This window comes from Paradevosia shaoguanensis, from assembly GCF_016801025.1.
Taxonomy (GTDB): Bacteria; Pseudomonadota; Alphaproteobacteria; order Rhizobiales; family Devosiaceae; genus Paradevosia; species Paradevosia shaoguanensis.
This window is the reverse complement of record NZ_CP068983.1, coordinates 4,145,977-4,167,159: the sequence shown is the minus strand read 5'-3', so window position 1 is coordinate 4,167,159 and position 21,183 is coordinate 4,145,977. Positions and strand designations below refer to the sequence as shown.

At 64.1% G+C, this 21,183-nt stretch carries 20 protein-coding genes; 15 read left to right on the top strand and 5 right to left on the bottom strand.

Annotated elements, in window-relative coordinates; translation table 11 throughout:
- Window positions 1–54 precede the first annotated feature (54 nt).
- The 8 genes from JNE37_RS20260 to JNE37_RS20225 all read left to right on the top strand — a co-directional run bounded on the left by JNE37_RS20260 (window position 55) and on the right by JNE37_RS20225 (window position 7,083).
- Window positions 55–849, top strand: coding sequence for a segregation and condensation protein A (locus tag JNE37_RS20260; RefSeq protein WP_035094959.1), 795 nt, complete (start codon window positions 55–57; stop codon window positions 847–849).
- Window positions 846–1,514, top strand: a complete 669-nt coding sequence (scpB, locus tag JNE37_RS20255) for an SMC-Scp complex subunit ScpB (RefSeq protein ID WP_203064590.1) — start codon at window positions 846–848, stop codon at window positions 1,512–1,514. The genes JNE37_RS20260 and scpB overlap by 4 nt, the downstream gene beginning before the upstream one ends.
- A gap of 170 nt (window positions 1,515–1,684) precedes the next feature.
- Window positions 1,685–1,900: a twin-arginine translocase TatA/TatE family subunit gene (tatA, locus tag JNE37_RS20250; RefSeq protein WP_203064589.1), complete on the top strand. Its 216-nt coding sequence runs from the start codon at window positions 1,685–1,687 to the stop codon at window positions 1,898–1,900.
- A gap of 44 nt (window positions 1,901–1,944) precedes the next feature.
- Window positions 1,945–2,709, top strand: a complete 765-nt coding sequence (tatB, locus tag JNE37_RS20245) for a Sec-independent protein translocase protein TatB (protein ID WP_203064588.1) — start codon at window positions 1,945–1,947, stop codon at window positions 2,707–2,709.
- Window positions 2,706–3,530: a twin-arginine translocase subunit TatC gene (gene tatC, locus JNE37_RS20240; protein WP_035037555.1), complete on the top strand. Its 825-nt coding sequence runs from the start codon at window positions 2,706–2,708 to the stop codon at window positions 3,528–3,530. Before tatB ends, tatC begins: the two co-directional genes overlap by 4 nt.
- A 69-nt stretch (window positions 3,531–3,599) precedes the next feature.
- On the top strand, window positions 3,600–4,928 hold the full coding sequence (gene serS / locus JNE37_RS20235) for a serine--tRNA ligase (protein ID WP_203064587.1): 1,329 nt from the start codon (window positions 3,600–3,602) through the stop codon (window positions 4,926–4,928).
- Window positions 4,925–5,704, top strand: a complete 780-nt coding sequence (gene surE, locus JNE37_RS20230) for a 5'/3'-nucleotidase SurE (protein WP_052015967.1) — start codon at window positions 4,925–4,927, stop codon at window positions 5,702–5,704. Before serS ends, surE begins: the two co-directional genes overlap by 4 nt.
- Window positions 5,705–5,991: 287 nt before the next feature.
- The gene (locus tag JNE37_RS20225) at window positions 5,992–7,083 is read left to right on the top strand and encodes a peptidoglycan DD-metalloendopeptidase family protein (protein WP_197030283.1); all 1,092 of its coding nucleotides are present in this window, start codon (window positions 5,992–5,994) and stop codon (window positions 7,081–7,083) included.
- An 82-nt stretch (window positions 7,084–7,165) separates the two neighbouring features.
- On the opposite strand, the gene JNE37_RS20220 is transcribed toward JNE37_RS20225, so the two are convergent.
- Window positions 7,166–8,044 carry an ATP-binding protein gene (locus tag JNE37_RS20220; RefSeq protein ID WP_035094989.1) on the bottom strand — a complete coding sequence of 293 codons (879 nt, stop codon included), beginning with the start codon at window positions 8,042–8,044 and terminating at the stop codon, window positions 7,166–7,168.
- 190 nt (window positions 8,045–8,234) lie between these two features.
- Here JNE37_RS20220 and yajC point away from each other — a divergent pair, with 190 nt between their 5' ends.
- The 5 genes from yajC to JNE37_RS20195 are packed head-to-tail and all read left to right on the top strand — an operon-like array spanning window position 8,235 to window position 14,187.
- Window positions 8,235–8,588, top strand: a complete 354-nt coding sequence (gene yajC / locus JNE37_RS20215; RefSeq protein ID WP_035037562.1) for a preprotein translocase subunit YajC — start codon at window positions 8,235–8,237, stop codon at window positions 8,586–8,588.
- Between the two features lie 58 nt (window positions 8,589–8,646).
- A complete protein-coding gene (gene secD / locus JNE37_RS20210; protein ID WP_035037565.1) occupies window positions 8,647–11,196 on the top strand; it encodes a protein translocase subunit SecD in 2,550 nt (849 codons plus the stop codon).
- 7 nt (window positions 11,197–11,203) lie between these two features.
- Window positions 11,204–11,593 carry an Mth938-like domain-containing protein gene (locus JNE37_RS20205; protein WP_203064586.1) on the top strand — a complete coding sequence of 130 codons (390 nt, stop codon included), beginning with the start codon at window positions 11,204–11,206 and terminating at the stop codon, window positions 11,591–11,593.
- Window position 11,594: 1 nt separating this feature from the next.
- Window positions 11,595–12,440 carry a phytoene/squalene synthase family protein gene (locus JNE37_RS20200; RefSeq protein WP_203064585.1) on the top strand — a complete coding sequence of 282 codons (846 nt, stop codon included), beginning with the start codon at window positions 11,595–11,597 and terminating at the stop codon, window positions 12,438–12,440.
- Between the two features lie 7 nt (window positions 12,441–12,447).
- A complete protein-coding gene (locus JNE37_RS20195; RefSeq protein WP_203064584.1) occupies window positions 12,448–14,187 on the top strand; it encodes a DUF4153 domain-containing protein in 1,740 nt (579 codons plus the stop codon).
- Window positions 14,188–14,193: 6 nt separating this feature from the next.
- On the opposite strand, the gene trmFO is transcribed toward JNE37_RS20195, so the two are convergent.
- Window positions 14,194–15,582, bottom strand: a complete 1,389-nt coding sequence (trmFO, locus tag JNE37_RS20190; RefSeq protein ID WP_203064583.1) for a methylenetetrahydrofolate--tRNA-(uracil(54)-C(5))-methyltransferase (FADH(2)-oxidizing) TrmFO — start codon at window positions 15,580–15,582, stop codon at window positions 14,194–14,196.
- 75 nt (window positions 15,583–15,657) lie between these two features.
- Between trmFO and JNE37_RS20185 the strand changes: the two genes are divergently transcribed.
- On the top strand, window positions 15,658–16,305 hold the full coding sequence (locus JNE37_RS20185) for a glutathione S-transferase family protein (protein WP_203064582.1): 648 nt from the start codon (window positions 15,658–15,660) through the stop codon (window positions 16,303–16,305).
- A gap of 84 nt (window positions 16,306–16,389) precedes the next feature.
- On the opposite strand, the gene JNE37_RS20180 is transcribed toward JNE37_RS20185, so the two are convergent.
- The 3 genes from JNE37_RS20180 to uvrA all read right to left on the bottom strand — a co-directional run bounded on the left by JNE37_RS20180 (window position 16,390) and on the right by uvrA (window position 19,978).
- On the bottom strand, window positions 16,390–16,539 hold the full coding sequence (locus tag JNE37_RS20180; protein ID WP_081840784.1) for a DUF1127 domain-containing protein: 150 nt from the start codon (window positions 16,537–16,539) through the stop codon (window positions 16,390–16,392).
- A gap of 198 nt (window positions 16,540–16,737) precedes the next feature.
- Window positions 16,738–16,890, bottom strand: coding sequence for a hypothetical protein (locus JNE37_RS20175; RefSeq protein WP_156046482.1), 153 nt, complete (start codon window positions 16,888–16,890; stop codon window positions 16,738–16,740).
- A 202-nt stretch (window positions 16,891–17,092) separates the two neighbouring features.
- A complete protein-coding gene (uvrA, locus tag JNE37_RS20170) occupies window positions 17,093–19,978 on the bottom strand; it encodes an excinuclease ABC subunit UvrA (protein WP_035037577.1) in 2,886 nt (961 codons plus the stop codon).
- Between the two features lie 441 nt (window positions 19,979–20,419).
- Between uvrA and JNE37_RS20165 the strand changes: the two genes are divergently transcribed.
- Window positions 20,420–20,923, top strand: a complete 504-nt coding sequence (locus JNE37_RS20165; protein ID WP_035037580.1) for a single-stranded DNA-binding protein — start codon at window positions 20,420–20,422, stop codon at window positions 20,921–20,923.
- Window positions 20,924–21,183 lie beyond the last annotated feature (260 nt).

Genomic DNA, 21,183 nt, shown 5'->3' with positions numbered 1-21,183 from the left:
GTTCCTGCGAGAGGCGAAGGTCTTTCGCGGGGGCATCGGGCGGCGCAGTAGACCATGAGCAGCGATACGACAGACTGGTTCAGCACGCCGCCGCCAACGCCGGACGACGAAATTCTCTATGTCGACGTGGCAGGTTACGAAGGTCCGCTCGACCTGCTGCTGGACCTTGCCCGCCGCCAGAAGGTCGATCTGGCGACCATCTCCGTGCTCGCCCTGGCCGAGCAATACCTTGCCTTCATCGAAACCGTCCGCGAGAAGCGGATCGAGATCGCCGCCGACTATCTCGTGATGGCGGCTTGGCTGGCCTATCTCAAGAGCCGCCTGATGGTGCCGCAGGCGCCGAGCGACGACGAGCCGAGCGGCGAGATGATGGCCGCGCTGCTCCAGTTCCGCCTCAAGCGCCTCGAAGCCATGCGGCGCGCTGCCACGCAATTGATGAACCGGCCGCGCCTCGGCTTCCAGATTTATGCGCGCGGCATGCCCGAGCCCATCGTCATTCAGCGCCGCAGCCTCTGGGAGGCGAGCCTCTTCGATCTCCTCAAGGCCTATTCGGCGCAGCGCGAGCGTGGTTCGGTCACGGAATACACGCCGCGCCAGCGAACCGTCTGGGCGCTCCAGGATGCGCGCGATATCCTGCAACGGCTGATCGGGGACAGCTCGGATTGGGTATCGATGCAGACCTATCTGGCCCATTACCTCGCCAGCCCCGAGGAGCGGGCCACGGTGTTGGCGTCCAGCTTCGCCTCCAGCCTTGAACTCGTGCGGCAAGGGCAAGTAGAACTGCGCCAGAACATCACTTTCGGCCCATTGTTCATGCGCCGGCGCCAGCAGGATGACGACAAGGCATGACGATCGAACCGAGGGGCGAAGAGGAAGACGGCGAGAGCCACGAGGTGGTCGAGCGCAATCTCCGGATTGTCGAGGCGCTGCTGTTTGCCTCCTCTGAGCCGTTGTCGCCTGCCGATATCGCCGTTTATCTCGATGAGGGCGCCGACGCCGTCGGGTTGGTCCGGCTGCTGGCCGAGCGTTATGCGGGCAGGGGGGTGAACCTGGTTCCGCGCGGCGACAAGTGGGTGTTCCGCACGGCCGAAGATCTCGGCTTCCTCCTGCGCCGCGAGGAAGTGGAGAACCGCCAGCTTTCGCGCGCTGCGCTCGAGACGCTCTCGATCATCGCCTACCACCAGCCGACGACGCGCGCCGAGATCGAAGAAGTGCGTGGCGTGGCGACCGGCAAGGGTACGCTGGACCTGCTGATGGAAGCCGGCTGGATCAGGATGCGCGGGCGGCGGCGGACGCCGGGGCGGCCGGTGACCTATGGCACGACCGATGCCTTCCTCGATCATTTCGGCCTGGAAGCCCTGTCGGACCTGCCTGGTCTCGAAGAGTTGAAGGGAGCAGGGCTGCTTTCGGGCCGTTTGCCACCTTCCATGCAAATTCCCCTGCCATTTGACGGGCCGCTACGCGAGGACGAAGACCCGCTCGATCCCGGCGACATGGGCGTGGACGAAGAGTGAATCCCGCCTTGCGCCAGGACCAGGCGGCGAACCTTGCGGGGCAAACGCCGAAAATTTACCGGAACAGCGTGTTTTCCCGGTCCTCAAACCGGACCATGTTCTTGTGTTTCGGGCCGATTGAACATATTTCTCACTGCACCTTTACGTGCCTGACCGCTTAGGAGACGCAAATGCACGCGCCAGGAATTTGGGGTATTCTCGTTGTGGCAGTCGTCGTGCTGTTGCTCTTTGGCCGGGGAAAGATTTCCGGCATGATGGGTGAGGTTGCCTCCGGCATCAAAGCCTTCCAGAAGGGCATGCGCGAAGAAGAAACCAAGCCGGCTCAGCTTGACGCCAATGTAAACGTCAATGCCGCCAGCGAGACCGAGAAGAGCAAGGACGCCTAAGGCGTCCTTAGACGGGCTCGGTCCGCATTGAAGGGTAGTTAGCCATGCTCGGTGTCGGCTGGACTGAGATGCTTGTCATCGGCGTCGTGGCGTTGATCGTCATCGGCCCGAAGGATTTGCCGATGGTCATGCAGCGTGTCGGCAAGTTTGCCGGCATGATCCGGCGGATGGGGTCCGAGTTCCAGCGTGAGCTGAACAAGACCACGGGCCTCAACGAGGTCCGCAACCTGCGTGATTCCATCGCCGCGCCGCTCAAGCAGACCGCCGATGAAATTCGCCGGGAATTCAATGCGACCAGCGCTTCGGGCGCTGTCAAGCCGACCGGCGTGATCGCGCCGAGGCGGCCCGGTGTCGAGAGCATCGTGGATGAAATCCACGAGGCTGCCGGCATGCCCCCGCCCGCGGCCAGTGTCGAACCCGTCGTGGCCGAGCCCATCAAGGGCAAGCGCCTGACGCCCGTCCCGACATCGAAGGTCGAAACGCAGGAACTCGCCGCGTTGGCGCAGCCGCCTGCCGAGAGCGTCGCCGAAAAGCCGGTGCGCAAGCCGCGGACCCGCAAGGCTGCCGCGCCTGTCGCAGCCGCCGAACCCGCGGCAAAACCCGCTGCCAGGAAAGCCGCTGCGCCGAAGGCCGCTGCCGCTACTCCCGCAAAGCCGAAAGCGGCTGCCAAGCCCAAGGCTCCGGCCAAGCCCAAGGCCGTTGAGGCCAAGCCGGCCGAGACCACTGCAAAGAGTGCTGCGAGCAAGCCCAAGGCCGCCGCCAAGCCCAAGGCTACCAAGCCCAAGGCACAAGAAAAGCCGACGTCATGACTTCGCCCGCTCCCCAGCTCGAAAATCCCAACAAGACCGAAGAGCCGGAAGACGAGCTCGCCGGCTCCGAGGCGCCGCTGCTCGACCATCTCATCGAGCTGCGCAAGCGCCTGATCTATTGCGCGATCGCCATCGTTGTCCTGACCATCGGCTGTTTCCTCTTCGCCGGGCAAATCTTCGACCTGCTGCTGGTGCCCTATCGCCGCGCGGTGGCCAATCCCGATGAGCTGCAGCTCATCTATACGGCGCCGCAGGAATTCTTCTTCACCCAGCTCAACCTGGCGCTGTTCGGCGCGCTGTTCCTGGGTTTCCCGGTCATCGCGACGCAGATCTACATGTTCGTGGCGCCCGGCCTCTACAAGAACGAGCGCAGGGCGTTCCTGCCTTATCTCGTCGCGACGCCGATCTTCTTCCTGCTCGGCGCGGCCATGGTCTATTTCGTCGTCCTGCCGATGGCGCTGCACTTCTTCGCCGGCATGCAGACCAACGAGATCAAGATGCTCACGAGCGTGAGCGAGTATCTCGGGCTGGCGATGACGCTGATCATCGCCTTCGGCATCTGTTTCCAGCTTCCGGTGATCCTGACGCTGCTGGCGCGGATCGACCTCATCAACAGCGGGCACCTCAAGAAGGGCCGTCGCTACGCCATCGTAGCGATCCTGATTCTGGCAGCGCTGCTGACGCCGCCGGACCCGATCTCCCAGATCGGCCTTGCGACCCCGCTCTACCTGCTCTACGAACTCTCGATCCTATCGGTGCGCTGGGTGGAGCGATCTCGCGCTCAGAAGCTAGCAGCAGAAGCAGCCGAGCAGTCCAACTAGGCCAGCTCCACATTGCGGAGCCGGCCCCAATTCGAGAGGCCGGTCTCCGGAAGGGACCTGACCGTTTAAATGTTCGATATCAAATGGATCCGCGCCAACGCAGAAGCCTTTGACGCCGCATTGGCGCGTCGTGGTCTTCCCGCACAGGCGGCGAACCTCATCGCCGTAGACGACAAGCGCCGCGCCATCATCGTGCGGCTCAACGAAGCGCAGGAGAAGCGCAACGCTTCGTCCAAGCTCATCGGCCAGGCCAAGGCGCAGAAGGATGAGGTCAAGGCCCAGGCGCTGATGGCCGAAGTCGCCAGCCTCAAGGACGCGATCCAGTCCGGTGAGGCGGAGGAGCGCGCGGTCGATGCCGAATTGCGCGATGCGCTGTCGGTCATTCCCAATATCACGCTCGATGACGTGCCGGTCGGCAAGGACGAGCACGACAACGTCGAATATTTCGGCCGCAATGGCAGCCCCGAACAGGCTGCCCGCACGCGTCCCGCCAGGCCCAACCTGAGCTTTGCCCCCAGGGAGCATTACGAGCTCGGCGAAGCTTTGGGCATGATGGATTTCGAAGGCGCGGCCAAGCTTTCGGGCAGCCGCTTCGTCGTCCTCAAGAGCCAGGTGGCGCGGCTCGAGCGCGCGCTCGGCCAGTTCATGCTCGATCTCCATACCGGCGAGCATGGCTATACCGAAGTCGTGCCGCCGCTGCTGGTGCGCGACGATGCGCTCTACGGCACCGGCCAACTCCCCAAGTTCGAGGAAGACCTGTTCTTCACCCCGCATGGCGAGGGGCGCCTGGCGCTGATTCCGACCGCCGAAGTGCCGCTGACCAATCTCGTTCGCGAAGCGATTCTCTCCGAGGAAGAGCTGCCGCTGCGCCTGACCGCGCTGACGCCGTGCTTCCGCTCGGAAGCCGGCTCCGCAGGGCGCGATACGCGCGGCATGCTGCGCCAGCACCAGTTCAACAAGGTCGAGATGGTCTCCATCACGACGCCCGAAACCTCGATCGACGAGCACGAGCGCATGCTTTCCTGCGCCGAGACCGTGATGCAGCGCCTTGGCCTGCATTATCGCGTCATGACGCTGTGCACGGGCGATATCGGGTTCGGCGCGCAGAAGACCTACGACATCGAGGTCTGGCTGCCCGGGCAGGATACCTATCGCGAGATTTCCTCGGTCTCCGTCTGCGGCGACTTCCAGGCGCGCCGCATGGATGCCCGCTACCGCCCCGCCGGCGAGAAGCAGGCGCCGCGCTTCGTGCACACGCTCAATGGTTCGGGCGTCGCCGTGGGCCGCTGCCTCATCGCGGTGATGGAAAACTACCAGCAGGCAGACGGCTCGATCGCCGTGCCCGAGGTGTTGCGTCCCTATATGGGCGGCGTGGCCAAGATCGGCGGCCAGTCGTGAGCCTGCGCATCCTCCTCACCAACGACGATGGTGTGGATGCGCCTGGGCTGCAGGTGCTGCTGGGCATTGCCCGGCAGCTCAGCGACGACGTCTGGGTGGTGGCGCCAGATGGCAACCAGAGCGGGGCAGGGCACAGGTTCACCTTCGGGCGCGAACTCTCCCTCGACAAGCGCGGCGAGCGCACCTTCGCCGTGCGCGGCGGCTCGCCTGCCGATTGCGTCGTTGCCGGGATGACGTTCGTGCTGGGCGAAGAGCCGGCCGACCTTGTGCTCTCGGGCGTCAATAACGGCCAGAACCTGGGCGACATCATGCATTGCTCGGGCACCGTTGCCGGTGCCCGAGAAGGCGCCTTGCAGGGTGCCTTCGGCATCGCGCTCAGCCAGGCGGTCAATTACAGCGCCGGGCTCGATATCGATTGGACCAACGCCCAGAAGTACGGGGTCGACGTCATCCGCTCGCTCATCGAGCAGAAGGGCGCGCGCGACACCTATTACAACGTGAACTTCCCGTTCTGCCCGCCGGCCGAGGTGTCGGGCATCAGGGTGGTGCCGCACCAGCGATTCTCGCGCTCGCCGATGCGCTATTATCCGAGCGACAATGCGGGCAAGTTTTTCGTGGCGATTCCCGATACGCCGCGCCCGCTCGACAAGGAGGCGGACTTCCACCTCCTCACGCACGGCGATTCGATCACCGTGACTCCGCTTACATTGCGGCAGACTGACGTGGAGACCGCGGCGCGCCTGGATGGGCAATTGCCCTTCACTTCCCGCAGGTAACGTTACCCATTTCTAACGCGAAGGCCTCAGGCGGCCGCAAATCGCAGCGCTTTTAAACTCGTCTTTACCTTAACGCCCTAGTCTCAATTTTATTGAGTACCTGCGTACGAGTTGAGCATATGAGTAATCGCGCACCCGGTAGGGCGTTTAAGAGCGCCGTTGCGATTGCCGCCGTTTTGGCTGGCAGCGCCGCACTGTCCGGTTGTTCGACCATGGGCAGCGCCTTCCGAGACTCCACGGTTACCGGAGCGACGGCGTACAGCGGGTCGAGCAACCTCAATCAACCAATGCCCAGTGCATTGGGAGCCCGCACGCAAGTCGCCGAAAGCCAGTTCATTCCGCCGATGAATGTCGGTGGGGGTGGTGGCATGGCCGGCGGCGGCTTCGTTTCCAACCAGCAGACGACCTTCGCTACTGCACCGCAGGCGCCGCTGGGCTCAGTCTCTACCGAAGACTTGCCTGTTCTCACGTCCAACTCTAGCGGATCGCAAACTGCCATGCCTGCACAGCAATCTCTTGCCCCGGCCAAGACCACGCTGGGCACCCTCCCGAGCCTTCCGTCCAAGCCGACGGTTGTCGCCAATACGAGCCAGCCCACCAACCTCGCCGTCGTGCCGTCGAATGCCTATGTGCACGTGGTGGAAGGCGGGGAGTCGCTCTACACCATCGCGCGTCGCTACGATGTGACCGCGCAGTCCATCCTCACGGCCAATGGCTCCTTCTCGCCCGACAAGCTCTTCGTCGGTCAGAAGCTCGTCATTCCGGGCCGTCCGGACCTGCTCTCGCAGCGTGCGCCGCAGATGGCGACCGCCAGCGACGACGTCACGACTTCGCCGGTCGTTACCCCGGCTGCGACGCCGCAGAAGCAGGTGGCCGCGATCACTGATCCGAGCCTCCTCAAGAGCAACGTCCAGCCCACCCCGGCCCAGTCCGCGGCCGCCCAGACGCTCCAGACTGCCGCCGTGCAGCCGAGCAAGCCGGCAGCAGTGCTTCAGGAGCCGGCAATGTCGGGCGCGGACAAGTTCCGCTGGCCGATCAGCGGCAAGATCATCACCAGCTTCGCCAATTCAAAGGGCACGGGTATCAATATCGAGGCGCCTGAAGGCGCAGCGATCCGCGCCGCCGAGAACGGCACCGTCATCTATGTCGGCTCGGGCGTCGAGGGCTACGGCAACCTCGTGCTGATCCGCCACGCCAATGGCTACGTGTCGGCCTATGCCCACCTCAAGACCATGAGCGTGGCCAAGGGCGACGTCGTCAACCGCGGCGACACCATCGGCGCCGCCGGCATGACCGGCTCGGTCTCCCGCCCGCAGCTCCACTTCGAGCTCCGCAAGGGCGCGACCCCGGTCGATCCCGTGCCGATGCTGGCCGGCTAAGGCTGGATAACAGAACGAAGAAAGGCCCCGCAATGCGGGGCCTTTTGCTTTTCAGATTGCGTATCGCCGCGACCTGGGGAGGCTAGACAGCCTTGCCCATCGCGCCGGCGAGATCGCGAACGAACTGCATCGCCACGCGGCCCGATCGCGCACCGCGGGTCGCCGCCCATTCGATCGCCTTCGCCTTGAGCTCGTCCTTGTCGATATCGAGCCCGTAGTGCTCGACATAGCCGTCGATCATCGCGAGGTAGGTCGGCTGGTCGCAGTTGTGGAAACCCAGCCAGAGCCCGAAGCGGTCGGACAGCGACACCTTCTCCTCGACAGCCTCGCCCGGGTTGATCGCGGTCGCCCGTTCGTTGTCGATCATATCGCGCGGCATCAGGTGCCGGCGGTTCGAGGTGGCGTAGAACAGGACGTTGTCGGGCCTGCCCTCGAGGCCGCCGTCGAGAATGGTCTTGAGCGACTTGTAGCTGGTTTCGTCCTTGTCGAACGAGAGGTCGTCGCAGAAGACGATGAAGCGGGACGGCTCGTCGCGGATGATGCGCATGAGGGCAGGGAGGCTCTCTATGTCCTCGCGGGCAATCTCGATGAGAATGAGCCGCTGCTGGCCGGGCTCGTCAAGGCCGGCGATATGAGCGTGCACGGCCTTGACCAGCGAGCTCTTGCCCATGCCGCGCGAGCCCCAGAGCAGCGCGTTGTTGGCGCCCAGGCCCCGGGTGAATTGCAGGGTGTTCTGCAGGAGAATATGGCTGACGTCGTCGATGCCCTTGAGCAGCACCAGGGGGACGCGGCTCACCTTGGGCACGGCGACGAGCTGGCCCAGATGAGCGTCCCAATGGTAGGCATCGGCTTCACCGAGTCCGGTTGCCTTCTCGGAAGGCAACGGGGCAAGGACGTTCAAATGTTCGGCAATACGAGCCAGCGACGCAGCAATTTGCGCTAGCGAATCTTCGCTGTTCACGGGACTTTCCTTCAAGTATAGGGCCGGTCTGAAACGCCCGGATTGGCTTTGCAATCGCAGGGTGCCACCTGTATAGTCCGCGCGATTTTCGGGCGGGTAGTCTCGCCAAGCCAAGTTCGTCTCCTATATGGAATTATCAACGAACTTTTGACAAGCCGACAGCCAAGTCGACAACCATAGGAGTGCCTACATGTTTGTAACCCCAGCCTTTGCCCAGGCTGCCGGAGGCGCGGCGCCGGGCGGCGGAGCGATGGACATCCTGACCTCGCTCATGCCGATCCTGCTGCTGGTCGTTATCTTCTGGCTGCTCATCTTCCGTCCGCAGCAGAAGCGCATGAAAGAGCAGCAGGCCATGCTCTCGGCGATCCGCCGCGGCGACACGATCGTCACCACCGGTGGCATCGTGGGCAAGGTGACGAAGGCGCAGGAAGGCGAGGACCTCGAGGTCGAGATCGCCCAGGGCGTGAAGATCAAGGTCGTGCGTACCATGATCGCGGACGTCCGCTCGAAGGCCGAGCCGGTCAACGACAATAAGCCGGCCTAAGCGGCCTGCCGCCGGAGCCCTCGCGGCTCCGGCTTTCTTCTTTTAGGACGTCACCTGAATGCAGTTCTCGCCGATCCGCACCGCCATCATTGCCATAGTCGCTCTGTTGGGCGTGCTCTTTGCCATTCCCAGTTTCCTGCCGGAAAACGTTCGTGAATCGTGGCCAGGCTTCCTGCCCAGGCAGACGGTCGTGCTGGGTCTGGACCTTCAGGGCGGTTCGCACCTGCTGCTCCAGGTGAACCAGGAAGGCATCGTCACAGAGCGCTTGCAGAGCCTGCGCCGTGACGTCCGCAACGTTCTGGCCAACCAGAACGGCATCGGCAACATCACGACCACGGATGCGGCGACCAACACCCTCACGATCGAACTCACCGATCCGAGCCAGAAGGAAGCGGCCCGTTCGGCGATCCAGTCGCTGCAGAACACGATCGGCAATTCGCTGCTGGCTGTCGGTGGCGTCAACGAACTCTCCTTCGGGGAAACGCCCGATGGCAAGCTCACCATCACGCTGACGCCCGAGGGCGTCGAGCAGCGCATGTCGGCGCTCGTGGCGCAGTCCATCGAAGTCATCCGCAAGCGCGTCGACGAACTGGGCACCACCGAGCCGCAGATCCAGCGTCAGGGCACGAACCGCGTCCTCGTCCAGGTTCCGGGCTTCGGCGATTCCCAGCGCCTCAAGGACATCATTTCGCGTACCGCCCGCCTGACCTTCCACATGGTCTATCCGGGCATGAGCGCCGCGCAGGCCGAGGCCCAGGGGCTTCCGGCCGGCACCATCGTGCTGCCCAGCCAGGATGGCGGCAAGGAACTCATCTATGAGGACGTGGCGCTCGGCGGCGAGTCGCTGACCGATGCCCAGCCGGGCTTCGACCAGCAGACTGGCCGTTCGGTCGTGTCGTTCAAGTTCGACACCCGTGGCGCCGTGACCTTCTCGGACATTACCTCCAAGAACGTCGGCAAGCGCTTCGCCATCGTCCTCGACAACCAGGTGCTGACCGCGCCGGTCATCCAGCAGCCGATCACCGGCGGCTCGGGCCAGATCAGCGGCAGCTTCACGCCGCAGACCGCCAACGACCTCGCCGTGCTGCTGCGCGCCGGCGCGCTGCCGGCCTCGCTGGACGTGGTCGAGGAACGTACCGTCGACGCAAGCCTGGGTGCGGACTCCATCCGTTCGGGCCTCACCGCCGGTATCGTCGCCGGTATCCTCGTCGTGACCTTCATGGTTGTGGCCTATGGCCTCTGGGGTGTGTTCGCCAACGTCTCGCTGGTGCTCAACATCATCCTGATCTTCGGCGCGCTCTCCATGCTCGGAGCAACGCTGACGTTGCCGGGTATTGCCGGTATCGTGCTGACGATCGGTATGGCCGTGGACGCGAACGTGCTCATCTACGAGCGCATGCGTGAAGAGCAGCGGGCAGGCAAGTCGCCGATCCAGGCCATCAATGCGGGCTTCGAGCGCGCGTGGGGCACGATCATCGACTCGCACCTGACCCAGCTTATCGCGGCCATCGTGCTCTACTTCATGGGCTCGGGCCCGGTGCAGGGCTTCGCCGTCACGCTGGCCCTCGGTATCCTCACCTCGCTCTTCACCTCGTACACGGTCACCTCCTACCAGGTGAAGCTGTGGTACGGCCTGCGCCGTCCCAAGACGCTCCGCATCCAGCATTTCCGCTTCATTCCGGACGGGACCAAGATCCCGTTCATGAAGATCTCGCGCTACGTGATCGCCTTCTCGATCGTGGCGAGCCTGGCCTCCATCGGGTCGGCCTATTTCAAGGGCTTCAACCTGGGCATCGACTTCGTGGGCGGCACCGCCATCGAAGTGCAGCATGTCGGCGGCCCGGCCGATGTCGGCAAGGTGCGCGAACTGCTCGATGGCCTTAACCTGGGCGAAGTGCAGGTGCAGGGCTTCGGTACGCCCGAGGACGTGCTCGTCCGCGTGCAGGCGCAGGAGGGTGGCCAGGACGCCGATCAGGCGGCCGTGTCCAAGATCCGCACGGCGCTCGCCTCGGACAATTACGAACTCCGTCGTACGGAAGCCGTGAGCGGCACGGTGTCGGGCGAACTGGCGTGGAAGGGCACGATCGCCGTGCTCATCGCGCTCGGTGCGATCCTGATCTACATCTGGGTGCGGTTCGAGTGGCAGTTCGCGCTGGCGGCCGTCACGACGACCACACACGACGTGATCATGACCATCGGCCTCTTCTCGATAACGGGGTTGGAGTTCAACCTCACATCGATCGCGGCCGTGCTGACACTCGTGGGCCTGTCACTCAATGAAACCGTGGTGGTGTCCGACCGAATTCGAGAGAATTTGCGCAAGCATCGAAAGATGCCGCTGCCGGATCTCATCGACCTGTCGATCAACCAGACGATCGTGCGTACGTCGCTGACCCAGTTCACCGTGCTGCTGGCGCTCATTCCGCTCGTGCTGTTCGGTGGCGAAGTCATCCGCAGCTTCACCATCGCGATGACCTTCGGCTCGATCGTGGGCATGTATTCCTCGATCATCATCAACGGGCCGATCCTCATCAATTTCGGCCTCAAGGCACGGTCGGAAACGGACGAAGCGGAAAAGCCCCGCAAGGCCGACCGCGCTTCGGTCTGAGGCCGGCATGACATTGGCCGATTCTGGCCACTATCCGCAGCAGGTGCCCATCGATGCCTATGGCAACGGTGGGTTCCGCTTTGCGGAGCTGTCGCACAAGGGCTCGCTCCTCTGCCTGCCGACCGGCATGTTCTCGTGGTCGAAGACCTCCGGCGCCGGCCTGACGCTCGATGATCTGGCGCCGGTCCTGGCCGTCGCTGATCAGCTGGATGTGCTGCTGGTGGGAACGGGCGACGACATCATCTTTCTCGATCCGGCCGTCCGCCAGGCGTTCCGCGAGCGCAAGGTGATCGTCGAGCCGATCGCCACAGGCGGGGCGGTACGGACCTACAATGTCCTTCTGGCCGAGGAGCGTGCCGTCGGTGCCGCGCTCATCGCCGTCGAACGCGGCAAATGATATGTCATCGGACAGCGCCGCGCTGACGGCGAATTTCCTCAAGGCCAACGATCCCGATCGCTACTATGCCAGCCTCGTCATTCCCGAGGGCAAGCGCGCCGCAGTGCAATCGCTCTACGCCTTCGCGACCGAAGTCGCCTCGGTGCGCGAGCGGGTCTCCGAGCCGGCGCCCGGCGAAATCCGGCTGCAATGGTGGGACGATGCGCTTTCCGGCAAGGGCCATGGCAATATCCGCCAGAACCCCGTCGCCGACGCATTGCTGACCACGATCGGCGACTACGGCCTGCCGGTCGTGCCGTTGCAGCGCCTGATCGCCGCACGGCGGTTCGATCTCTACCAGGACCCGATGCGCGATCTCACGAGCTTCGAAGGCTATGCCGGTGAGACAGTCTCGGTGCTCTACCAGTTCGCGGCGATGATCCTCAACGACGGCGTGCCGGTGGAGGAGGGCGACGCTGCCGGCCATCTGGGCGTCGCGAACGCGCTCATCGGCCATGTTCGTGCCTTCGGCTTCAACGCCAGCCAGCACCGCATCTTCCTGCCGCTGCCGGTCTTCAGCGCCAACGGGGCCTCCGAGCACCAGATCCTCTCCGGCGAGGCCAGCGACGGCATTCGCGCTGCGCTCGGCCAGTTCGCCGATCTCGCGCGTGAGCATCTCGACAAGGCCGAAGCCGCCATCGCTACGCTGCCGCGTGGCCTGCGGCGTGCCTTCGCCTACGCGCCGGTCTTGCGTGCCGAACTGGCTGGGCTAAAACATGTGCAGAAGCAGCCCTTTGCGCCGCCGCCTGCTATTGCGGCGTGGCGCAAGATCGCGATGATGAGCTGGTGGGCCTGGCGCAACGGATGAGGCGGATATGCACCTGCGGGAATGGCTCGATCGGCTGGCGCCGGACCTGATCGCTACCCTCAGGCGTTTCCCCTTCACTTCGCTTCTGCTGCTCTGCACGACGGCAGCTATCCTCGCCATGCTCAACGAGTTCGTCAGCATCAGCGACGAATTCTCGTGGCGCGTTATCGGTGGCCTCGCCACGGGCGCCGTCTTCGCCACAGCCGGCGTGCTGTTCCACGAAAGCCGTCCCGAGGCGCGCATCGCGGGTCTGCTGCTCGGCTATGTCGTGCCGCTGGCCGCCATAGCCCTGTTCCAGGTCACTGACGCCGACTGGTTCGTGCCCTGGGCCTTGCCCGTCATCTCGATCCTCTGGCTTTCCGTCTCCGCCTTCACGCGCCGCGACACGCCGCTGGAGACCGAACAGCAGCGCTTCTGGTGGCTCAACCATCAGGCAGCCGCCACTGCGCTGATCGCCGCCGTCGCATTCCTCCTCATCGCGCTGGGCCTCGCGGCCATCGAGCGATCGCTCTCGATCCTCTTCGGCCTCGAAAGCCAGGATTTCTTCTACCGCTGGGTGCTGCCTGTCATCGCGTTCCTCTTCACGCCGCTTTACTGGCTCGCCACCATTCCGCGGCTCGACGCCTTCGATCCCCAGTCCCTGCGCCAGCCTGACCTCATCGCGCGCGCCACCGGCTTTCTCGGCCAGTTCGTCCTGACGCCGCTGCTGCTCGCCTATGCGCTGATCCTTCTCGCCTATACCCTGCAGATCATCGTCACGCAGAGCCTGCCGCAGGGCATGCTCGGCTGGATGGTTCTCGGCTTTGTCACCACCGGCGCGGCGACATGGCTGCTGCTCTATCCGCCCTTCATGCGCGAGCGCCTGCTGGTCCGCATTTTCCGGCGCGCCTGGTTCTGGCTGACCGTCATTCCGCTGCTGCTCTATGCCGTTGCCGTCGGCGTGCGGATCGGCGCCTACGGCCTCACGCCAGACCGGATGATGCTGGTCATGGGCGGCATCTGGGCGGGCCTGCTGACGCTGCTCTTCCTGCTGCGTCGCGGTGACATCCGCTTCATCCCCGGCCTCGCGGGCGCCATCCTGCTGCTGTTCAGCTTCGGCCCCTGGAACTTCGAGCGCCTGCCGATCTCCAGCCAGGCAGCGGTGCTTGATGCCTTGCTGACCAAGGGCGGCGTCACTGGGCCGAACGCCAAGCCGGACTGGACGCCGGAAGAGGGCGCACGCGCCACGAGCGCCATGTCCTATCTCTTCTATTCGCCCGCGGGCGAACGCGACCTGCAACGCATCCTCGCCGCCCACGGCGTCACCTACACGCCAAGCGGTCGCGGCCTCGATCAATTGCTGGAAGAGATCGGCGCCGATACCGCGCCCGACGCGGCTCCCGGCTACATCAACGCGGCGCGGGATCCGGCCCAATTCATCGATATCGCCGCCACGCCGTATCTCGTCGGCCGGGTGGCAACCTATGTCGCCGGCAATCCCGAGCTCGCTGGCCTTGCCTTCAAGCTCGAAGCCCAGACGCTGACGGTGTCTTCAGCCACGGGCGGCAGCACTGCCATCGATCTCATTTCGTGGTTGGGACGCAATGACAGGGAAGTGCTGGTCGACCCCGTGATCGACTTCACGCTCGGTAGCGCCAGATACCGCTACGTGATCGAAATGGCGACGCTCGCGCCCAATGCTGACGGCTCGCGAAACGTCACCTATCTCGATGGAACCTTGTTCGCCGACACGCGGCCGGCGAACTGAGCTGCCTCAGACCCAGGCCTTGAGGTCTTCGAGCGCGCGCAGGCTCGTGGCCTTCTTCTTGGCCATGGCCTTTTCCGGGCCACGCCAGCGCTTGACGCCCTCGGGCTTGGTCACCGCCACGGGCGGGAAGAGGCCGAAATTGACGTTCATCGGCTGGAAGCTGCGCAGCTTTTGGCCTTCGTCCTCGATGTGGCCGCCGGTGATGTGGTTGATCAACGCGCCCATGGCCGTGGTGGCCGGCGGGGCCAGCAGCTCGACGCCGCGAAGCTGGGCTGCGGCCATGCGGCCGGCGATGAGGCCGATAGCCGTGCTTTCCACATAGCCTTCCACGCCTGTGATCTGGCCGGCAAAGCGCAGGCGCGGATCGGCCTTGAGGCGCAGGTCGCGCCCGAGCACTTTGGGCGAATTGAGGAAGGTGTTGTGGTGAAGGCCGCCGAGGCGAGCGAACTGCGCGTCCTCGAGCCCAGGGATCATGCGGAAGATGTCCGCCTGCTTGCGGTATTTCAGCTTGGTCTGGAAGCCGACCATGTTCCAGAGGGTGCCCAGCGCATTGTCCTGCCGCAGCTGGACTATTGCGTAGGGCTTGTGCTCCGGATCGCGCGGGTTGGTAAGGCCGACGGGCTTGAGCGGGCCATGGCGCAGCGTCTCGCGGCCGCGCTCGGCCATGACTTCCACCGGCAGGCAGCCGTCGAAATAGGGCACGTTCTCCCACTCATGGTAGACGTGCTTTTCTCCCACGAGCAGCGCATCGACGAAGTCGTTGTATTGCTGTTCGTTCATCGGGCAGTTGAGGTAATCCGCGCCCGTGCCGCCGGGGCCGGCCTTGTCGTAGCGCGACTGCGCCCAGACGATATCGCGATTGATGCTCTCGCCGTGGATGATCGGCGCGATGGCGTCGAAGAAGGCCAGGGCATCCTCGCCGGTCAGCCGCTGGATGGCTTCGGCCAGCGCGGGCGAGGTGAGGGGGCCCGTGGCGATGATCACGTTCTGCCAGTCGGCAGGCGGCAGGCCGGTCACCTCGCCGCGCTCGACGGTGATATTGGGGTGGCTGCCGATGGCAGCGGTCACGCCTTCGGAAAAGCCCACGCGATCCACGGCCAGCGCGCCGCCGGCGGGCAGCTTGTGCCGGTCGGCCATCTGCATGATCAGCGAGCCGCAGCGGCGCATTTCCTCGTGCAGCAGGCCGACGGCATTGTGCTCGTGATCGTCCGAACGGAAGCTGTTCGAGCAGACGAGCTCGGCCAATCCTTCCGTAATATGTGCCGGCGTCTTCTGCTCCGGGCGCATCTCGTGAAGGATGACCTTGGCGCCTGTCTGGGCTGCCTGCCAGGCGGCCTCGGAACCTGCGAGACCGCCGCCGATGATATGGATGGGTTGTGTGCTGGAATTCGACATGAGGCGGCTTTAGCAACTGCGTTGACGGGGCGCAACACGCTAAGCTCGGCGGCGACTCAACAAGAGGAGAGCCGGGTGTCGATCACGCTCTGGGGGCGCCGGAATTCGGCGAATGTGCAGAAGGTTTCCTGGCTGCTGGCGGAGCTCGAAATGCGCTACGACCACATCCCAGTGGGTGGCTCGCATGGCGGGCTGGATACGCCTGAATATCTCGCCCTCAACCCCAATGCCAAGGTGCCGACGCTCCGCGATGGCGAGCTGGTGCTGTGGGAAAGCCATGCGATCGTGCGCTACCTCTCGGCCACTTACGCCTCGGGCCTGCTCTGGCCCGTCGAACCGCGCGACCGCGCGCTTGTCGACCAGTGGACGGATTGGGTGGCGACCACTTATCAGCCGGCCTGGGTCGGCGTCTTCTGGGATCTCGTGCGCACGCCGCCCGCTCAGCAGAATGCCGAGGCGATCCGCAAGGGCGTTGCCGAAACCGTCCGGCTGCAACGCATTATGGATAGCAGGCTGGCGGAAGTGCCTTACCTGGCGGGGGAGGAACTGACCTATGCCGATATCGTGGCGGGCGTTTCGCTCTATCGCTGGTTCACGATGCCGGTCGACCGGCCGAGCCTGCCGCATTTCGAGGCCTGGCATGAGCGCCTGCGGGTGCGAAAGGCCTTCCAGGAGGCGGTCTGCGTTTCCTATGAGGAACTGGTGGGACGGCTGGCTTTCTGAAAAGCGGGCCCAAAAACAAGAACACCCGCCTCTTAGAGAGCGGGTGTTCGAACCTTCACCGCGATGCGGGCAGTCAGCTGGCCTTTACAGGGTGCTGACATGGTCGCGCGCAATGCGGCTGATGTCGCTGCGGGTGATGCCGAGGTCGTTCAGCTGACGGTTGTCGAGAGCGTTGAGCTCACGGACGGTCTGCTGGTAGGCAGCCCACTTGCGAAGCGTCTTACGAATGTCCATTTGGTGTCTCCTTTTCGTCTACGCGCTGTATCTAGTGCTTTGCCTGCGGTTTGAGCAGATGGCGATCGCTCAGATTTGGCATGCAGATTCCGCATATCTCTTTTTGCTGGCATTCACCTGTCGTTAAGAAAGCCGGAAAGGCTTGCGGCCGCCCGGTTTCCCGGAGCGGCCGCTCGAACGGATGATTGACGCCAAAGGCTACTTGTCGAACAGACCGCGGGTCATCTTGGAGAAGTCCGGCCCGGCAAGGCCGAGCATGTCGGCCTCACGGGTCGTCGGAACGTCCATTTCCCGCAATGCCTGCTTGATGTCGACCAGCCGCTTTACGCGCCAGACGGCTCTTACAAACATTTGCGTACTTCCTTTCCGAGTTTGCCCCATCGCGGAAAATGCGCTGAATCGCATGGTCTTTGAATGCCCCAAAGCTCAGGGATGCCATGCGTAGTCCGCATGCCAAATTCATGCCCCCGTCATACGAACGGGGGAGTATGAAAAATTGCGGCGGGCAGTGAGAAAAACGAAGGACGGAGTTGAACCCCGCCCTTTTGAAAAGCTACTCGGCCGCTTCGCTTCGTGCCGGTCGTCGCGCCATCACTTCCTTGAGGAAGGCGCCGGTATAGGACCTTGGGTTCTCGGCGATATCCTCGGGCGTGCCCACGCCGACCACCTCGCCACCGCCATCGCCGCCTTCGGGGCCCATGTCGATGATCCAGTCGGCGGTCTTGATGACTTCGAGATTGTGCTCGATCACCACCACGGTGTTGCCGCCCTCGACAAGCTCATGGAGCACTTCGAGCAGCTTGGCGACGTCGTGGAAGTGGAGGCCCGTCGTGGGCTCGTCCAGCATGTAGAGCGTGCGGCCGGTAGCGCGCTTGGAAAGCTCCTTGGAGAGTTTCACGCGCTGCGCCTCGCCGCCCGAAAGCGTCGTCGCCGGCTGGCCGATCTTCACATAGCCCAGGCCCACGCGCTGGAGCGTCACAAGCTTGTCGCGGATCGAGGGGACGGCGGCGAAGAAATCCACGCCCTCATCGATCGTCATGTCGAGAATGTCCGAGATCGACTTGCCCTTGAACTGCACCTCGAGCGTCTCGCGGTTGTAGCGCTTGCCCTTGCACACGTCGCAGGTCACGTAGACGTCCGGCAGGAAGTGCATCTCGATCTTGAGGACGCCATCGCCCTCGCATTTCTCGCAGCGTCCGCCCTTGACGTTGAAGGAGAAACGGCCCGGGCCATAGCCACGCGCCTTCGCTTCCGGGAGCCCCGCGAACCATTCACGCAGCGGCGTGAAGGCGCCGGTATAGGTCGCCGGATTCGAGCGCGGCGTGCGGCCGATCGGGCTCTGGTCGATATCGATCACCTTGTCGAGGAATTCGAGGCCGGTGAGGGATTCGTGCGGCGCCGGCACGACGCGCGCGCCGTTGAGCCGCCGGGCGATCGCCTGGTACATCGTATCGATCATCAGCGTCGACTTGCCGCCGCCGGAGACGCCGGTGATGGCGACGAAGAGCCCGAGCGGCACATCGACCGACACGTCCTTGAGGTTGTTGCCCGTCGCGCCCTTGAGCGCCAGCTTGCGCGTCTTTGACGGTTCGCGGCGTTCGGCGGGCAGGGGGATGCCCATGCGGCCGGAGAGATAGGCGCCGGTAATGCTGTTGGGATCGTCGATGATGTCCTGCGGCGTGCCTTCGGCCACGATATGCCCGCCATGCACGCCGGCGCCGGGGCCGATATCGACCACATAGTCGGCGGTGAGGATCGCGTCCTCATCGTGCTCGACCACGATCACGGTGTTGCCGAGGTCGCGCAGACGGCGCAGGGTTTCGAGCAGGCGTTCGTTGTCGCGCTGGTGGAGGCCGATCGAGGGCTCGTCGAGCACGTAGAGCACGCCCGTCAGGCCCGAACCGATCTGGCTGGCGAGGCGGATACGCTGGCTTTCGCCGCCCGACAGCGAGCCGGAATTGCGGGCGAGCGTCAGGTAGTCGAGGCCCACATCGTTGAGAAAGTCCAGGCGCTCGCGGATTTCCTTGAGCACGCGCTCGCCGATGGTGCGCTGATTGTCGTTGAGGTGCCGCGGCAGGTCCTTGAACCATTCGGAGGCATTGCGGATCGATTTCTCGGTCACCTGGCCGATATGGAGGCCGTTGATCTTGACCGCCAGCGCCTCGGGCTTCAGCCGATAGCCGCCACAGGCCAGGCACGGCGCCGAGGACATATAGCGCTCGATCTCTTCGCGCATGCCGGCGGATTCGGTTTCCTTGTAGCGGCGCTCGAGATTGCCGATCACGCCTTCGAACGGCTTGGTGGTCTTGTAGGTGCGCAGCCCGTCGTCATAGACGAAATTGATCGCCGTCTTGCCGGTGCCATAGAGAATGGCCTGCCGCGCTTCCTCGGAAAGATCCTCCCAGGCGGAGCCAGTCGAGGCGCCGTAATGCTTTGCCACCGCTTCCAGCGTCTGCAGGTAATAGGGTGCCGAAGTCTTGGACCAGGGCAGGATGGCGCCGTCGCGCAGCGACAGCGATGCATCGGGCACAACCAGATCGGGGTCGATCTTCTGCTCGGTGCCCAGGCCGTCGCAGACCGGGCAGGCGCCGAACGGGTTGTTGAACGAGAAGAGGCGCGGTTCGATCTCGGCAATGGTGAAGCCGGAAACCGGGCAGGCGAACTTTTCCGAGAACGTGATGCGTCGCGGCGAACCATCGGCCTCGGTCTCGTCGGCATATTCGACGAGCGCGATGCCCTCGGCCAGCTTGAGTGCCGTCTCGAAGCTTTCCGACAGGCGCGAGGAGATGTCCGGCGATACCACCAGGCGATCAACCACCACTTCGAGGTCGTGCTTGAGCTTCTTGTCGAGGCTCGGCGCGTCCTCGATGTCGTAGAACTCGCCATCGATCTTCACGCGCTGGAAGCCCTTGCGCATGAGGTCGTTGAGCTCGCGTTTGTATTCGCCCTTGCGGCCGCGAACCATGGGCGAGAGCAGGTAGAGGCGCGTGCCTTCGGGCAGCGCCAGTACCTTGTCGACCATCTGCGAAACGGTCTGGCTTTCGATCGGCAGGCCCGTCGCTGGCGAATAGGGAATGCCAACGCGCGCGTAGAGAAGACGGAGATAGTCGTAGATCTCGGTGACCGTGCCCACCGTCGAGCGCGGGTTGCGCGAGGTGGTCTTCTGCTCGATCGAGATGGCCGGCGAGAGTCCGTCGATCTGCTCGACGTCCGGCTTCTGCATCATTTCGAGGAACTGGCGGGCATAGGCCGAAAGGCTCTCGACATAACGGCGCTGCCCTTCGGCATAGATCGTATCGAATGCCAGCGAGGACTTGCCCGAGCCCGAAAGGCCCGTCATCACGATGAGCTTGTCGCGCGGCAACCGCAGGTCGATCGACTTGAGGTTGTGCTCCTTGGCGCCGCGAATGACGATCTCACGATTGTTATTGTCGGGCATGTTCCGGTCCACGGCTCTAGGTCGCTCCGCGCGGGGGCAGAGCGACGATATTCCTACGATGCGGTCTTGTCTTGGCTGGGCCAAGACCGGGAGATAGGCGCGCGGACGCAATTTCGCAAGCGGAGCTTGCTGCGCCTGGCTTTGCCGCTGTCCCGTCTTCCGGCGTCGAGGGTCGGGATGGACCCGGCGCCGCTGTTAGTCTAGCGGAAGGAACATAAGCGGAACAAGGTGGATTCGGTCAAGTGTGAATCGCTATTGCGTGCGCGGCGGGAACGCCCGGAATACTTGACATTTCCTGCCAATCGTAGAACATATGGGGAACGACGCCCGCAACTGTTGAAGACTTGAAATCAAGGAGGGCGCGGAGCGGCACAACCGCTTAAGGTGCGCCAAACGGCGGGGCCACGGGCCTCAGCCAGAACGAATACGGAAGGACAGGCGATGGCGGGCAGCGTCAACAAGGTCATATTGATCGGCAATCTGGGGAACGACCCCGAAGTCCGGTCGCTGCCGAGCGGCGGCAAGGTGGTGAACCTGAGCGTGGCCACGACCGATACCTGGCGCGATCGCAATACCGGCGAGCGCAAGGAACGGACGGAATGGCACCGCGTGGTGATCTTCAATGAAGGTCTCACCAAGGTGGCCGAGCAATATCTGCGCAAGGGCAGCAAGGTCTACATCGAAGGCGCGCTGCAGACGCGCAAGTGGCAGGACCAGAGCGGGCAGGACCGCTATTCGACCGAGGTCGTGCTGCAGAACTTCAATTCGAACCTGACGATGCTCGATGGACGCGGCGACAACGAGGGCGGCGGTTTCTCCGGCCCGCGTGGCGGCGAAGGCGGCTTCGGTGGCCCATCTTCGGGTGGCGGCGGCGGCCAGAGCCGTCGTCCCTCCAGCGCCCCGGCCTTCGAGTCCGGCGGCATGGACGACGACATCCCGTTCTGAGAACGGGCAGGGCAGAGACAGGAAAGGCGGCTCACGGGCCGCCTTTCCTTTTGGAACGGGCCTCTCTTCCGCGCTCGAGGTCTGCCCGTTTCTTCGCTCGAAGTATCCCTGGCTCCCCCATCACCCCTCTGCGTCTTCCCCGGCGAAGGCCGGGGCCCAGATGCAGGCGCGGTGCTGAGGGAAAGATCCCCCGGACTCCGGGAGCGAGCAGGGGGCCACGGCTAACTCCGGTAGCGAACGCGGCGGAACAAGGCGCAGGC

Bases quoted from the DNA above. Each gene is read 5' to 3' on its own strand.
- uvrA (WP_035037577.1), bottom strand. From the start codon at position 19,978: ATGCCCGACAATAACAATCGTGAGATCGTCATTCGCGGCGCCAAGGAG.
- trmFO (WP_203064583.1), bottom strand. From the start codon at position 15,582: ATGTCGAATTCCAGCACACAACCCATCCATATCATCGGCGGCGGTCTC.
- scpB (WP_203064590.1), top strand. From the start codon at position 846: ATGACGATCGAACCGAGGGGCGAAGAGGAAGACGGCGAGAGCCACGAG.
- serS (WP_203064587.1), top strand. From the start codon at position 3,600: ATGTTCGATATCAAATGGATCCGCGCCAACGCAGAAGCCTTTGACGCC.
- JNE37_RS20195 (WP_203064584.1), top strand. From the start codon at position 12,448: ATGCACCTGCGGGAATGGCTCGATCGGCTGGCGCCGGACCTGATCGCT.
- JNE37_RS20260 (WP_035094959.1), top strand. From the start codon at position 55: ATGAGCAGCGATACGACAGACTGGTTCAGCACGCCGCCGCCAACGCCG.
- JNE37_RS20200 (WP_203064585.1), top strand. From the start codon at position 11,595: ATGTCATCGGACAGCGCCGCGCTGACGGCGAATTTCCTCAAGGCCAAC.
- JNE37_RS20180 (WP_081840784.1), bottom strand. From the start codon at position 16,539: ATGGACATTCGTAAGACGCTTCGCAAGTGGGCTGCCTACCAGCAGACC.
- tatC (WP_035037555.1), top strand. From the start codon at position 2,706: ATGACTTCGCCCGCTCCCCAGCTCGAAAATCCCAACAAGACCGAAGAG.
- tatA (WP_203064589.1), top strand. From the start codon at position 1,685: ATGCACGCGCCAGGAATTTGGGGTATTCTCGTTGTGGCAGTCGTCGTG.
- JNE37_RS20225 (WP_197030283.1), top strand. From the start codon at position 5,992: ATGCCCAGTGCATTGGGAGCCCGCACGCAAGTCGCCGAAAGCCAGTTC.
- JNE37_RS20175 (WP_156046482.1), bottom strand. From the start codon at position 16,890: ATGTTTGTAAGAGCCGTCTGGCGCGTAAAGCGGCTGGTCGACATCAAG.
- JNE37_RS20165 (WP_035037580.1), top strand. From the start codon at position 20,420: ATGGCGGGCAGCGTCAACAAGGTCATATTGATCGGCAATCTGGGGAAC.
- JNE37_RS20205 (WP_203064586.1), top strand. From the start codon at position 11,204: ATGACATTGGCCGATTCTGGCCACTATCCGCAGCAGGTGCCCATCGAT.
- yajC (WP_035037562.1), top strand. From the start codon at position 8,235: ATGTTTGTAACCCCAGCCTTTGCCCAGGCTGCCGGAGGCGCGGCGCCG.
- secD (WP_035037565.1), top strand. From the start codon at position 8,647: ATGCAGTTCTCGCCGATCCGCACCGCCATCATTGCCATAGTCGCTCTG.
- tatB (WP_203064588.1), top strand. From the start codon at position 1,945: ATGCTCGGTGTCGGCTGGACTGAGATGCTTGTCATCGGCGTCGTGGCG.